At 70.7% G+C, this 14599-nt stretch carries 11 protein-coding genes and 1 pseudogene; 7 read left to right on the forward strand and 5 right to left on the reverse strand.

Annotated elements, in window-relative coordinates; all coding sequences use genetic code 11:
• Both QM721_RS12520 and QM721_RS12525 read right to left on the reverse strand, forming a co-directional pair.
• On the reverse strand, window positions 1-564 hold a 564-nt coding region (locus tag QM721_RS12520; protein WP_415122488.1), incomplete at its 3' end, for a hypothetical protein.
• Between the two features lie 12 nt (window positions 565-576).
• Complete coding sequence (locus QM721_RS12525) at window positions 577-1281, reverse strand: hypothetical protein (protein ID WP_415122490.1); 705 nt, start codon at window positions 1279-1281, stop codon at window positions 577-579.
• A 205-nt stretch (window positions 1282-1486) separates the two neighbouring features.
• Between QM721_RS12525 and QM721_RS12530 the strand changes: the two genes are divergently transcribed.
• From QM721_RS12530 to QM721_RS12555, 6 genes are all read left to right on the forward strand, one after another.
• Window positions 1487-2167 (forward strand): hypothetical protein, encoded by a 681-nt coding sequence (locus tag QM721_RS12530; RefSeq protein ID WP_415122492.1) that lies wholly within the window; start codon window positions 1487-1489, stop codon window positions 2165-2167.
• Between the two features lie 23 nt (window positions 2168-2190).
• Complete coding sequence (locus QM721_RS12535; protein ID WP_415122494.1) at window positions 2191-3840, forward strand: sensor histidine kinase; 1650 nt, start codon at window positions 2191-2193, stop codon at window positions 3838-3840.
• Window positions 3837-4493, forward strand: a complete 657-nt coding sequence (locus tag QM721_RS12540) for a response regulator (RefSeq protein WP_415122496.1) — start codon at window positions 3837-3839, stop codon at window positions 4491-4493. Before QM721_RS12535 ends, QM721_RS12540 begins: the two co-directional genes overlap by 4 nt.
• A gap of 181 nt (window positions 4494-4674) precedes the next feature.
• Window positions 4675-7965, forward strand: coding sequence for a MobF family relaxase (gene mobF, locus QM721_RS12545; RefSeq protein WP_415122498.1), 3291 nt, complete (start codon window positions 4675-4677; stop codon window positions 7963-7965).
• A gap of 209 nt (window positions 7966-8174) precedes the next feature.
• A complete protein-coding gene (locus QM721_RS12550) occupies window positions 8175-8678 on the forward strand; it encodes a hypothetical protein (RefSeq protein ID WP_415122500.1) in 504 nt (167 codons plus the stop codon).
• Entirely contained in the window at window positions 8675-9358 is a 684-nt protein-coding gene (locus QM721_RS12555; RefSeq protein WP_415122502.1) for a DUF6036 family nucleotidyltransferase, read from the forward strand. The genes QM721_RS12550 and QM721_RS12555 overlap by 4 nt, the downstream gene beginning before the upstream one ends.
• A 331-nt stretch (window positions 9359-9689) precedes the next feature.
• Here the strand turns inward: QM721_RS12555 and QM721_RS12560 are convergent.
• Window positions 9690-10928 (reverse strand): annotated as a pseudogene (locus QM721_RS12560) (beta-1,3-glucanase family protein); the annotation flags it as partial.
• A 112-nt stretch (window positions 10929-11040) separates the two neighbouring features.
• Here QM721_RS12560 and QM721_RS12565 point away from each other — a divergent pair.
• Window positions 11041-11961, forward strand: coding sequence for an IS982 family transposase (locus tag QM721_RS12565; RefSeq protein WP_415122504.1), 921 nt, complete (start codon window positions 11041-11043; stop codon window positions 11959-11961).
• 21 nt (window positions 11962-11982) lie between these two features.
• Here the strand turns inward: QM721_RS12565 and QM721_RS12570 are convergent, their stop codons facing one another.
• Window positions 11983-12375, reverse strand: coding sequence for a beta-1,3-glucanase family protein (locus tag QM721_RS12570; RefSeq protein ID WP_415122506.1), 393 nt, complete (start codon window positions 12373-12375; stop codon window positions 11983-11985).
• Between the two features lie 470 nt (window positions 12376-12845).
• Window positions 12846-14120: a peptidoglycan-binding protein gene (locus tag QM721_RS12575; RefSeq protein WP_415122508.1), complete on the reverse strand. Its 1275-nt coding sequence runs from the start codon at window positions 14118-14120 to the stop codon at window positions 12846-12848.
• Between the last annotated feature and the right edge of the window lie 479 nt (window positions 14121-14599).

Here is a 14599-nt window from a genome sequence, read left to right on the forward strand (position 1 = left end):
GGCCACCGCCGCCGGGATGGGCGGCGCTGCCATCACCGAGGCCCACGCCGCCGCGAAGATCACCGGCACCGCGCTCCACCACGGTCGGAACCGGCCGCCGGGGTAGGGGGCCAGCAGCGCGAACAGCGCGAGCTGCGACAGGGTGCCCAGCACACTCGCGAGCCACGGGGCCGGGGCGAACGCCGCAGCCGGTCCCAGCGCCGTCAGCAGCAAGACCGGAGGGATCGTGAGTGCGGCAGGCCGGGTACCGCGCCACCCGACGAGCGGCGCCAGCAGCAGCGGGACCAGGGTCGTGATCCCGATGACGATCACCGACGCCGTCGCCCAGACCGGGAGTGAGATGCCCTGACGCGTGAGTTCGGTCGCCGCAGCAAGGGTGAGCTCCGGCGGTGAACACGATGGCACCACGCACACGTCAGCGACCGCGAACCACTCGCCGACGAGGTCGACGGCGGCCAGCAGAGCGACGAGTAGCGTGCCGGCGAGGATCGACCACCGGGCGACGGCGGAGGCGGGTTCGCCGCGCTCCGTCGCCGATACCCGGCGATCGATCCTGATATGCATGGGACTATTCGATCAGAGCGCCGATGCGGTGCGGTAGCGGAGCATGACCGGGATGAGTCCGGCGATGCCGACGGCGAGCAGGCCGAACGCGGCGGCCCCGAGCCAGTGGATGCCGGTGCCCTGCAGCAGCGAGACGGGGATCGCGGCGAGCACGACGATCCCGGACCACATCGGCAGGCCCCGCGCGACGAGGACGCCGATGCCGGTCACGAGCGCGCCGAGGAAGAACCCGGCGCCGCCGACGCTCGCGCCGATCGTCGTGAACGGGCCGTAGGTGGTCGCGTTGTAGACCTGGGCCACGACATCGTCCGGAACCGTGCCGACCAGGTCGACCGAGACGATCCCGGCGGTGTAGCCGCCGCCGATGCCGGCCGTGCCGAACACACCCCAGACGCCGAGCAGGACACCGCCCACCCGCAGCAGGGTCGCCCGCTGGCGCCCCGCGGCGGCGCGGAACACGCCTACCGCGGTCAACGGCAGGAAGGCCATCCCGAGCATCATCAGCAGGCCGGCGGCGAGATAGACCGAGCGGGCATCCGCCAGCCTCCCGAGATACTCCAGCGGATCGGCGCCGCTGCCTGTCCAGTCCAGGGCTGTGCCGACGGCGAGCAGGACGGGGCCGACGAGCGAGCCGATCGCAAGCAGGATTCGCCACGGACCGGAGCCCGTGACCGAGACAGTCCCCTGTGAGCCGGGGGCGGCGCTGGTAGTCGTCATGCCCCGACGCTACGAATCCGCTGACCCGTGCCGACAGAGCGCGATGTCCCGACCGTGCCGGGAAATCGTCCCGATCGGCCGGGCGTGCAGAACGGCATCGGCTCAGACGGATGTCCCGAATCCGGGGACCGGGGTCCCTCGTGGCGGGACGGGGAGGCGCGCGAGGGTCGGAAAGTCAGATTCTCCCGTTCGAGAGGAACCCGCCATGTCCGCCGCAATCGTGCCCGAATCCACCACCACCCCGCCCAGAACCGCCCTCGTGCCTCCCGGCCGCCTGGGCTCCTGGTTCTCCGTCCTCGCCCTGCCTGCGTGGCTCTCGACCTTCGTCGCGCTGACCCTCGGCTACGGCGTCAAGTCCGACGTAACGGGGGTGGTCACACCCGCCCAGCAGGCGGCCTACTACCAGGACAACCTCGCCGCCGCCTGGGTCTTCGCCCTCCTCTCGGTCGTCGCGATCCTGCTGCTCACCCTCGCGCCGACGCTGCTCGGTGCCGCCGTCTGGCGACTCGGGCAACTCCGCGCACCGGCCGCGATCGCCGTCGTGCTCGGCCTCACAGCCCTCGTGGTCGAGCTGGCCGGGATGGCCGACTTCATCGGTCTGCTCACCACGCCGCCGGATGCGCTGCCCGGCTGGGTCGCGGCGCTCGCCGAGCCCGACACGAACACGCTGCTCAACGGGATCGGTTGGGGCGCCATCGACCTCGCCGTGCCGCTGATCGGCGTCGTGTTGTGGCGCATCCGAGTACTCGGACGCATCGGCCTCGTCGTCGCGATCATCGGCGGCGCGATCTTCCTCGTCACGGTGCCGTTCCTGTTCTTCCAGCCCATGGTGCCGGCGGCCCTGCTGCTCGCCCTCGGCATCCCGCTGCTGCGGCGTCGCATGTAGCATCGCGGCAGGAGGTGCGCGAAATGGATGCAGCGAGCCGGGTCCCGTGGGCCGCGCGCCTGCTGCTCGCCCTGGCCGCCGTGTTCGCGGCGCTCGGCATCGCCCTCGCGGCGACGAGCGCCGCGACCATGACGACGTGGGTCGACGCCGGCGCCGCGATCGTCGGACTCGGCCTCGGGCTGCTCGGTCTCCTGCTCGCGCGGGAGCGGGGGAACGCGGTCGGCTGGCTGCTGCTCGCGAGCGCGGTGGGCGGCGCCCTCCTTCCGATCCTGGATGTGCTCGTGCCGCGCGCGTCGGGGATCGCCCTCGTCGCCCTCACGGTGCTCGGCTCCGCGTCGGGCGTCGGGATGTTCGGGCTCTTCACGCTCGGCGTGCTGCTTTTCCCCGACGGTCGCGCCCACGGTCGGCTCGGCCGCGTGCTCGTGCCGGTCGCCGCGGTCGCCCTCGCCCTGCTCGGTCTCGGCGGGTTCGGCTCGCCGCTCGGCTCCGATGGCGGCGTCGGACCGCTCGTCGGCGTCGCTGCGGAGGTGGCGGATGTTCTCCTCCTCGGCGGCTTCGCGCTCATCCTGCCGCTCACCGCGCTCGCGGCCGTGACCGCGACGCTCCGTCGCCGGGCTGCAACGGGGGACGCGCGGCGCGGCTTGCGCGGCTTCGAAGCGGTCGCCTGGATCAACGCGGTCGCCTTCCTCGTGTGCGGCGCGCTGTCGGCCCTCCTCACCCTGCCCGCGTGGTTCGGCGCCGTCGCGGATCAGACGGGGCTCGTGTTCGCCGTCGCGGCGTGGGTCGGGATCGTTCGCTACCGGCTCCTCGACGTGCGGGCCGTGATCGCCGGCGCCCTGCCGTACCTGCTCGCCTCCGCCCTGGTCGCCGGCCTCGCTGCGGGGACGGCCGCGACGCTCGGCACGGTCGTCGCGGGCGGCTTCGGCGCGGCCGCGGGCGCGGTGGTCGCCGCGCTCGTCGCGCTGCTGCTGCGCGAGCCGCTGCAAGCTGTCGCGAACCTCATCGTCTACGGCAGCGCGACCGACCCGGCCACCGCGCACGCCCGGCGGCTGGAGCAGGCGCTGCGCGACTCCCACCAGTTGCTCATCGACGCCCGCGACGACGAGCGCCGCCGCATCCGCCGTGACCTGCACGACGGCCTCGGCCCGACCCTCGCCGGCCTCGTGCTCGGCATCGAGCACGTCGAACGCCACCTCGACGACCCCGACCGCACCCGCGCCGAACTCCTCCGGCTGCGCGAGGCGGGGCAGGGCACCGTGCAGGAGGTGCGCCGCATCGTCTACGCGCTCCGCCCGCCCGCGCTCGACTCGCTGGGACTGGCCGGCGCCATCCGCGAGCAGGCCGGACGCCTCGGCGCAGAATCCGTCCACATCATGGACTTGCCCGAGTTGCCGGAGACGCTCGAGATCGGCGTCTACCTCATCGCGCTCGAGGCGATGAAGAACGCGGCAACCCATGCCCGGCCCGCCCCGTTCCGGGTGCGGCTGGACGCGGCGGAACGGCTGCGGCTCGAGGTACACGACGACGGCCCCGGCCTGCCGGAGCACTACACGGCCGGCGTCGGCATCGACTCCATGCGGGAACGTGCAGCCGAACTCGGCGGCACCCTCGACATCCGCCCGCTGCGCCCGCGAGGAACGCTGGTGCTCGCAGAATGGGCACTCAGCGCATGAGCGAAACCAACATCCGCGTGCTGGTGGCCGACGATCATCCGCTCTTCCGCGACGGCCTGCGAAACCTCATCACCGACACCCACGGGCTCGAGCTCGTCGGCGAGGCCGGCGACGGCGACGAGGCGATCACCGCCGCGGAACGGCTGCACCCCGACGTCGTGCTCATGGACCTCACGATGCCCGGCGTCGATGGCATCGAGGCCACCCGCCGCATCCTGAACAGTGGAGTGGCCCACGCCGTGCTCGTGCTCACGATGAGTGATGACGACGGCAGCCTCTACGCGGCGCTACGCGCCGGGGCCACCGGCTACGTGCTCAAGGGCGCACCCGGCCCCGAAATCGTGGAGTCCATCCGCATCGTCGCAAGCGGCCGCGCCATCCTCGCCTCCCCCATCGCGGGACGCATGGACCGCTACTTCACCCGCAGCCAGAGCCGCGCCATCGCGCCCGCCTTCCCGCAGCTCTCCGCTCGCGAGACCGAGGTGCTCGAACTCCTCGCCGGCGGGCTGTCGAATGCACAGATCGCGACCCGGCTCGTGCTGAGCGAGAAGACCGTCCGCAACAACGTCTCCGCCATCCTCCTGAAGCTCGGATCGCCCACGCGCGCCGCGGCCGTCGCGCTCGCCCGCGATGCCGGAGTCGGGACCGGCTAACTGCCCCCAACTCTCCGCTAACCACCTACACCAGCCCGGGTCCCTCTCCCTTTCCGGCCCCGTCCCGCCCATGCCTGTATCTCCAATGCACCTCTCGCCTCCTCAAACTTCCCTTTCCTACCTGAATGGACGTATGTTACCTGCGGTAGTTGCCACTACATGAGTGAGCGGGAGGTGGACGATGAAGGGCGGTGTGATCCTGTTCCGGGGCACCGGCTCGGACGCCCTGCGCTACCTGGAGTCCGACCGCTCGCGGGCGGACGACTACTACCTGGAGGGCGGCACCGCCCTGGCTGAGTTCACCGCCGTCGACGGGCAAGGCCGGGTGATCGGCGAGCTGGGCCTGACTGCCGAGGAGTACCGCCAATGGGTCGACTGGACGAACCCGCTCACCGGGGAGTCGATGGGCCGACCTCGAATGCCAGGTCCGGATCGGCGCGGTAGCCCGCGGTTCGCGGAGATGGTCGTCAATGTTCCGAAGTCCCTCTCGGTCGCGGCCGCGCTGCACCCGGAGGTGTCCGTGGCCCTGGATGCGGCGCAGCGGGATGCGGTGGCCGAGATTCGCTCCTGGCTCGGCCAGCACTCGGTTACCCGCGTCGGGCCGCGTGGGCGGCAGGAGGTCGTGCCGGTCGAGCAGTTGGAGACGGTCGCTGTCTCTCACAAGACGTCCCGCTCCGGTGACCCGCACCGGCACATCCACTTCCAGATCGGGACGCGCGTGTGGGCGGCCGGCGCCTGGCGCGGGCTGGACACAGCGGCGCTGTTCCGGCAGCAGGGCGCGATCCGGGCGCTCGGCACGGCCGTCATTGCCGCGCACCCGCAGCTCGCCGCGGTGCTCGACGCGCACGGGCTGACCCTCGACCCGGTGACCGGCGAGGTGGCCGAGCTGGAACCGTGGAACGCGCTCATGTCGAAGCGCGGCGCGCAGGTTGCGCGCAACCTGGCGCGCTTCGACGCCGAGTGGGAGGCGGCGCATCCCGGCCAGGAGCCGGGGCCGGTGGTGCGCGCCCGGCTGCAGGCGAAGGCATGGGACCACGGACGGCCGAACAAGAAACCGTCCTCCCTCGGCAGCGAGGCTGGCTGGCGGCACGAGCTGGAGGAGGCCGGCTACACCCCGAACCTGCCACGCGCCACCGTGCAACCCCCGCGCACGCTGGACGAGCTGCGCGTGCAACAGGTCGCGTCGCGCGCCCTTGACCGTTGCGCGGCCGCCGCCGCGACGTGGACAGTGCATGACATCCAGGAACAGGTCACCCGGATCATCACCGAGGCGGGCGTGCGCGCAACCCCCGAGGCTCTGCACGATCTCGTTGCGCTCACGACCCGGCTGGCCGCGTCGGATTGCCTGTCGGTGCTGTCGCCCGAGGCGGTGCAGCCGGAGCACGTCGCGCACCTGACCTCGCTGCACGTCGTCGCAGTGGAGACGCAGCTGCGCGACATGCTCCAGGTGCGTGCAACGGCGGGCACCGGCCGGGTGCCGGACGTGACCCGAATGGCGGGCAAGGCCGGCCTCGACGTGGAGCAGGCGCAGGCTGCCGCCGCGGTCGCGGGGACCGATCCGCTGGTGGTGGTCGAGGGCGCCGCCGGCGCGGGCAAGACCACCATGCTCGGCGCGGCGATCGAAGCGGCCACCACCCAGGAGCGGCGCACGCGGGTCGTAACGCCGACGAAGAAGGCCGCGGAGGTGGCCGCGCAGGAACTCGGCGTGAGCGCCGACAGCGTGGCGAAGCTCGTCCACGAGCACGGCTGGCGCTGGAACCAGGACGGCGTATGGACCCGCCTCGCGGTCGGCGACACCGACGCCGAGAACGGGAGTACCTATACCGGCCCCTCGTCGGAGGCGCGGCTGACCCGCGGCGAGCGGATCGTCGTGGACGAGGCCGGGATGCTCGACCAGGACACCGCCCTCGCGTTGCTGACCGTCGCCGACGAGCACGGTGCGATCCTCGCCCTCGTCGGCGACCGGGCCCAGCTCCCCGCCGTGGGGCGCGGTGGGGTGCTCGACATCGCCGCGCAACTCGCGGGTCGCACCTACGACATGACGACCGTGCATCGCTTCGCCGATCCTGAGTACGCCGCCCTGACGGTGCAGATGCGCCGCGGGGAGCATCCGGCGCTGCTGTTCGACCGGCTGCACGCCCTCGGGCTCGTGGTGCTGCATGAGAGCACCGAGGATGTGCAAGAGACGATCGCCCGCGATGCGCGCGACGGCGACGCGATCACGACCGCGACCAACGACGAGGCGCGCGAGCTGAACGAGCGCATCCGAGAGACGAGGGTGCGCGGCGGCGTGGTCGATGACCAACGCACCACCAGCGGCAGCGACGGACTACCGATCGGCCGGGGCGATGTGATCCAGACCCGGCATAACGACGCCGACGTGCAGGTGGCGAACCGGCAGACCTGGACCGTCCAGAGCGTCGGGGACGACGGGACGGTATGGGCGATCGAGAACGGCACCGGCCGCAAACGGCAGCGCACCGTGCGGCTCCCCGCCGAGTACGTCGCCGAGCACACGCACCTCGCCTACGCCTCGACCGCCTACGGCGTACAGGGCGCGACCGTCCCTAGATCGCACACGGTCCTCTCGGATGCGCTCGACGCCTCCGGCGTCTACGTCGGCATGACCCGCGGGCAGGACACGAACCGACTTCACATCGTCGCTGGGGGCGTGGACGATGCGCGGGAGCAGTTCACCGCCACGCTCGGGCGGGACCGCGCCGACCGGGGACTCGTCGCCGCGACCCAAGCGGCGCGCGAGGCTGTCGCGGGCCTCGTCGCAGACGGGCCGGTGGCCGTCGTGAACGCCGAGCGCGCCCGACTGACGGAGCGGATCGAGCGCGCCGAGCGCGAGGCCGGCAAGTGGGAGCGAGCCGTCGCCGCGCTGGATCGCCAGGCGCAGCAGCATCGGGCCGAGGCCGACGAGCGACAGGCGATTCTTACCGCGGCCGAGGCGGACGCCGAGCGCGTGCGCGCTGAGGTCGTCGCCCCTCTCATCGACCAGGCCGCCGCCGACGGAACCGCCTACCTCGACGCGCGCGAGCGCATGAAGGACGCCGCCGCCGCGCAGCGCGCGGCGCGCGGCCTCCGAAAGCGCAGCGCCGCCCGCGCGCTGACCACGGCCACCGACGAGCACCACAGCATCGAGACGGCCGGGCGGCGACGCTGGGGCCGCCTGCCGGAGACGCCCGAGAGCGTCGAGCCGTGGGCGGCGTCGGTCGCTGGACACGAAGCCGACAGTGATCCGCGCGTGGCCGAGACGCGCGAACACGCCGACGCCGCCCGGCAGGAGCGGCGGCGCCTTACAGCGCGTCAGGCGCAGGAGCGTCGGAACCTCCGGCGACGGTTCCTCGGGGATCGCGCACCGAGCCGGGCGGGAGCCGAGGCCGTCCAGTGGCGGGAACAGGCCGAGGCCGCCCGGCGCGACCTGACCGCGATCGAGGCCCTACCCCCGTCGAGGCGGCGGCCCTGATCCAAGCGCGCACCGAGCAGGAGCTGGCCCAGCGCGAGGCGACCGAGCGCGCTCTGGCCGCACGCGAGGCCCGCGCCGCACAGCTCCACGACTTCACTCGCCGCCGCGACGAGGCCGGGCCGAGGCCGCCCGACCGCGGCCTCGGGCGGTAAGCGGCCCACCCCACTCGGGACTTTCGGCCGGGGCTCTGGGAGAATGGAGGCCGAGGAATGGAGGTCGTCGTGGTGTTCCAGGGCGAGGTGCTGCCGATCGGCGCGCTGCTGGAGCGCGCGCAAACCGCGCCAGTCACCATGCCGGGCGCGGGTGTCGGCGTGCGCCACACCGCGGCCGACAACGCGGCCCGCTGCGCCGTGCTCCTGGCCGCCGAGGACACGCCCGAGGCGTGCTGGCGGTTCGGCATCCTCCAGACCCTCGACGACTACGCCTCGACCCTCCGCCGCGGAGGGGTTGCCCTCGCCGCCGAGGTGTTCGCGGCCGAGCCCGCGCCCACGGGCTCGGTGCAGCTCGACGCCGCGTTCGCGGCGCTGGCCGACCACCTGGCCGAGCGCGACGGCTGGACGGCGCCCACTTGGGCGCTCGACCCGACCCGCTGCGCGGATGGATGGTATCCGGCGGTGCCGGCGATCTTCCGCGCCGAGGCTCAGCAGGACAGCCCGCGGGCGTTCCGCCAGCGTGGGATTCTCGTCACCGGGCGGTCCCTGGACCGCGCATGAACGAGCACGGCATGGAACTCGACGCCGAGGCCGTGCGCGGTCTGTTCCAGGAACTCTCCGACCGCCTCGCCGCCAGCGGCGTTCACGCGCAGCTCTTCGTCGTAGGCGGGGCGGCTATGGCACTCGCCTATGAGCAGGGCCGCCTCACCCGTGACGTGGACGCCCTGTTCGTGCCCGCTCCCGAGGTCCGGCAGGCGGCCGAGGCGATCGGCGCCGACCGCGGGCTGGAACCCGACTGGCTCAACGACGCCGCCAAGGGATTCCTGCCCGGCCAGGACGAGCACCCGGCCACCGTGTTCGAGTCCGAGGCGCTGCTGGTGCAGGTCGCCTCACCCGAGTACCTGCTGGCGATGAAGCTGCACGCCTCCCGCGACGAGCGCGACCTGGACGACGCCGCGATCCTGTTCACCCGACTCGGCTACACGACCCCTGAGCAGGGCATCGACCTGCTCACGAGCATCTACCCGACGGACCGGCTGTTGCCCCGGCACCGCTACGTCGTGCAGGACGTGGCCGAGCGCGCCGCCGCCCGCCGCGCGTCTCAGAGCCCCGAGCCTCAGCAGGCCGACCCTCTCGCGCAGGCGATCGAGGACCGGCGATCCAAGCTCGCGCCGCCCGAGTCATTCGGCCACGACTCGGGGCGGTCGAACGACCCTCAGCCGCCCTCGATCGGGCGCTGAACCGCTCACCCCAAAATCACCCCGAGGACGGATTCAGGGGCCTCAGAGGAGCCTCACGGCCCCGTAGAATCAGGGGAAACGGCCTCCTGACCGCGTTCACACCGAAGAGGTCACTGGTTCGAACCCAGTATCGCCCACCGCGAATAGAGGCTCTGACTAGGTGACATACCCAGTCAGAGCCTCTTTTCGGTTAAGAAGGCGATGATCAACCCAACCCTGGCCGGTTGAGCCTGGCGGAACTCCTTGCCGGAGCACTGTGGCTGGCATCTCGACAAGCTCGACCAGCGACAATCAGCGTTTCCTTGAGTCGCGCCCGGTGCCGCGCAGGCAGTCAGGGCAGGGCGATCGCTACCGCTCCCAACCCGTTCGCCGCCGACACCGTCACCGAGTGCGGCCCTGGTGCGCCCTGCAGATCGACGCGCACGACCGAGGGGCCGTCAATCGCGATCGTGGCCGTGCTGCCGTCCGAGACCGCCACGCTGACCAATCCTGGCTGGGTGCCGGCGCCGAACGTGACGATGCCGTAGCCCGGGTGCCCCACGGGTAGGTTCAGGCTCACCAGGCGCGACGACGCCAGGCTCCCGTCCACCGACGGTTCGGGCGAGGCCGACGCCACACTGTCGGTCGTCGATGGCTCAGGGGACGCCGAGCTCAGCGTCGCGGACGGCGACGGCTGGGTCGTCGCAATGGCCGACGGTGTGGTGACGCTCGCCGGTTCGGTCGCGCCATCGATGGTCGGAATGGTGATCGTCACCGCCGACGGATCGGTGTCGTGCACCAGCGATTCCTGCTGCGCGACGTCGTCGAACGGGAACGCGTAGGCCCTGGTGTCTTTCATCGCGGCGTGCACCGCCTTCGCGTAGGCGTTCGACGGGGTGCGCCGGTAGAAGGCGGACGCGTCCGTCACCGGTTCGACGGCACCGCCACCAAGGGTGCCCCGGTTGAGCGCCGCGCACAGCGTGCGGGCGATCGGCCCGAGCACGAGATCGTTGGGGGCCAGTAGTGCGCCCGCGCACTCGAACACGTCCACCGACGAGGGCTTCTCGAAGCTCGCCACGTGAGCCCCTGAGGCATCGGTGAAGACCAACTGTGACCCGACGGTGCGTCCGCTGTACTGCACCGACGGCTGATTCTCGAACGGCCGCACGGCCAGCGGGGTCGAGGCGAACCCCGACCACGCATCGTCGATGGCGGCCTTCAGGTAGTTGGCCGGGATCAGTCCCTCGCGAGTGGCATGACCGGCGGCCAGCACCCGCAGCACCCGGCCCGAATCGTCGGTGATCACCGAAGCGGCCAGCTCTGAGTCGCTCGCCATGGCATCGATCACCTGCTGGCGGCCGCCGGTCACGAGTCGTCCGGTGGTCGATTCGCCGGCGGTGCCGGTCACGGTGACCGTCGCGGGCAGTGCGAACTGGTCGACCTGGGTGGAGTTGATCCACAGGCCGCCGTCGTAGGTGAATTCGGTCCAGTCGAAGAGCTTGCCGTAGTTGGGGTCGCCGGTCACCCAGGGTGCGGGCTGCACCAACCGCGTCTTGCCGGTGTCGTCGCGCACCAGTTTGAAGTCGAGCGGCGATCCGACGGACTAGATGAGTAAGTCCAAGGTCGGTGTGGCGTCTGGGGGTTGAAGGGGAGGGTGTCGCAGAGTCGGTGTTGCTAACCCATGTCAAGCTCTGGAGGCTTTGATGGACACCGATCTGGACACCCTCGCGATTGCACTCTACGTGACTGCTGATGATCTGTTGAAGGCTCATCCCGAACAGGTTCCTGCCCGGCCGGAGGTCGGGTTCGTGGAGCGGATCAGTGATGCTGAGCTGATCGTGTTGGCGGTGATGCAGGCGTTCCTGGGTTACACCTCGGAGGCCCGCTGGTTGCGGTACGCCCACCGGCATCTCACCGGCATGTTTCCGTATCTGCCGCGTCAGTCCGGCTACGACAAGCGGTTGCGGAAGCTGAACGGCACCATGGCGTGGCTCGCTGCCGAGCTGGCCCGACATGTGCCGGTCGCGAGTGATGATGTGTGGGTGGTGGACTCCACCCCGGTGGAGTGTGGCCGGTCTCGGGAGACCGCGAAACGCTCTGACTTGGCCGGATGGGCCGAGTACGGCTATTGCGCGTCCCATTCCCGTTACTTTTGGGGGCTCAGGTTGCATCTGGTGTGCACCCTGCACGGATTGCCGTTGGCGTGGGCGTTGACCGGCGCGAAAGCCAACGAACGTGACGTGGTGGAGCACCTGCTCGATTCCACTGCGGCGTTGCAGGACCGGCCCACCCGGCGACGCCAGATCATCATCGCGGACAAGGGTTACAGCGGTCGCGAGTTCGAAACCGGACTGACCGAGGTCGGGATTGATCTGCTCCGCCCGGCCCGTAAAGGAGAGAAGCCCCGACCCGGGCAGCGGTTCTTCAAGCCACTGCGCCAAATCATCGAATCGGTCAACGACACGTTGAAAGGCCAACTCGACCTCGAAGCCCACGGCGGACGCACCCCGGCCGGTGTCGCCGCCCGGGTCGCGCAACGCATCCTCGCCCTCACGACCGCCATCTGGCACAACCACCAAGCAAACTCCCTAGCCAGAAGAAACCTGGTCGCCTACGACCACTAACACCCCCTGGGACTTGGTCATCTAGTAGATGCGGCCCGAGAGCCCCTGGGGAATCCCGACCGTGGTGGACGCTTGGTCGGACGGACCGGGCAGGGCCACGTTCGGCGCGGCCTGCGGGGCTCCTGCGGCTGCTTGGGGCCAGGCGTGAAAGCTGCCCGCGGCATCGACGTAGCCCAGGGTGTCACGGTCGGCCGAGGTGAGGTCGACTCCGAGTATGTAGAGATAGACCGGACCCTCGGCGTCGGTGGTGTTGCGGATCGTGACCGGCAAGGTGGCCGTCGCGGCCCGTGCGTTGCCCGGTGCGACGCCGGTCACCGCGAGCAGGGTGAGCATGGTGATGAGCAACGCGGTGCAGCGCCGTCGTCGTCGGTGGGTGTGGAGGGTTCGATGGCTGGCACAGGTGATGGGGGGCATGGTGGAGTCCTATCGGGGGGGGGCTCTGACCGGTGTTCAAGCCGACTTTCACCGACCGACCGGCCGCGACCCAGGCCGCGGCCGAGGTGGCCGGCGTTCACGAGCGCGACACCCCGCCTCGGGAGCATCGGCCCACCGACCGGCCGTCGGTGAGGTGAACGGCGGCATCACCGATCACCGACGACTTTGCCTGAGCGAAGGTAACCATGGCGTTAAGACGGCAGCGCGGAACGCCCCGCCGGGGTGGGGCGCCACCGGTTACAATCAGCGCGCCACCCCGGGCGTGAGGAGTGTTGATTTCCGCTTGTCGAGCGTGTGAAGACCTCAAATTTCATGCTCTCACTGGGGAAGCGCTGAGTTTTCGTTGGTTGAGCGTGTCGAGACCTCGCTTCTAGCGATCTCGCTAGGGGTCTCGACACGCTCAACCAGCGGTAGGCGCATGGATTAGCAATTCCTCAGGGTCGACACGATCAACCAGTGCTGGTCGGGCTGATCGACAGCCCCTTGGTGAGGGTCAGCTTCAGTCGCCACCCCGGCTGAGTCGGGCCCGGTTCGTCGATCTGCTCCGCGAGTCGCAGCACCACCCCCGGCGAGGCCCAGGCCTGCTGCCCAGTGCTCTGGCCGGCCCCAGCGTTGCCCGACACGTGGGTGAGGCCGAGGTCTTCCAGCACCAAGGCCGACTGCTCCGAGCCGAGGTCACCGGCGACGATCGTGGGCTGCTGCGTGCGTCGCAGTGTGTCGATCGCCAGTTTCAGGTCGGCTCGCTGCGCGGTCACCGCTTCGTCGAGGGTCGCGAAACCATCGCGCACCTGCACCGCGATCACGTCCAGCGTCCGGCCGTTCGTCCGCGAGGTGAGCTGGGCCCGCACCGCCCCGGCTGGGCCGGTCTCGCCGAAGCTGACGTCGGCGCGGCCCGTGTGCAGCCAATCGGCGGTGTGCCACAGCACGGCGGTGTCACCGATGGGGTAGACCAGCCAGCGGGTCTGGCCGCCCAACGCCTCGCGGATCGCCGTGCGCACTGGTTCGGACGCCCCGGTCAGGGTGTAGACCGAGCAGTCGAACCGGGTGGCCAGCAGTGCGCCTGCGGTAGTTCCGTCGTCCGGTGGCCCGATGGTGGTGGCGAACCCGGCCTGGCCGAAGCGGAATTTGAGTTCCGTGGGTTGCATCGCAGCAACCACCCCGGTGCCGGTCAGTGCCAGCAGGGCCTGCCAGGTGGCCGGACCGTCCTTGCCGTCCACGGTGAGGCCCTGCTCGCGCTGAAAGTTGGTCACCGACTCGAAGCCGAGCAGGGTGAGGCGGGCGTTCAGGTCGGCCGCGCGCCGCGTGTCGGCGGCGGGGGAGTAGCCGAAGTGCCAGCGTTCCGATGGCACGGTGCGGCTCCAGCCGAAGCTGTGCGCCCGCAGCTTCTCGCCCGGTTGCGGCTTCTGCCCACCCTTGCCGCCCTTGGTCAGCCACAGATGGGCGTCGGACGGGCGGTAGGCACCGGTACCGCCGGTCTGCAAGTCCATGGCGACGCCGCGCACGTGCGGAGCGTTCGGGTTGGGTGGCGCGGCCAGGTTGCCCTTGCCCTGCTTGTAGAGCTGGTACAACATGGCCTGTTTGGCGAGGCTGCGGTAGAACACGGCCACCCCGCCGGCAGGCATACCCTCGGCGCGCATGCGTAGGTACGACGCTGCTGCGTCGGCACGCAATTTGCCGCCGCCCGGCAGCGACACCAGATTCTTCGGCTCTGTGGCTTCGGCCATCACGGCTCCTCCGGTCATTGCACCGATCGTGCGGTGCCGCCGCAGGCGTCCCCGGCGGACACCCGAGAGAGGGTCCGGGTGGGTGGTGTGATACATGACGCTTCCGGGTGTGGGTTGTTCGGCCCGGCCGGCATGTGGTTCCGGTTGATGTCCAGGTGAGGTTCGACTCAGAACGGACCGCCGAAGAAGCGCTGTTCGACCCAACCACCGCTGGTTGAGCTTGTCCAAGCTTCGATCCACCGATGGCCGGCTTGGCGAGGGGTATCGGCTGGTTGCAGGGCCTGTGTCGGGTCGGGGTTCGGTGGGTGGGGCTCGTCGATCATTTGGTCTTCCCCGTGGGGAGATGAGCAGGTGAGTGCGGGTGTGGCTGCGTGGGTGGATCCGGCTTTCGGTGAGCCCGTTACTCCGGTGAGTGTGTCTTCCCGTGGTGTGTGGGGGGCCGTGGCGTGGGGTCATGGTGGTTGTGACTCTGGTCGTGG

This window comes from Micropruina sp. (assembly GCF_047602085.1).
Classification (GTDB): Bacteria; Actinomycetota; Actinomycetes; order Propionibacteriales; family Propionibacteriaceae; genus Micropruina.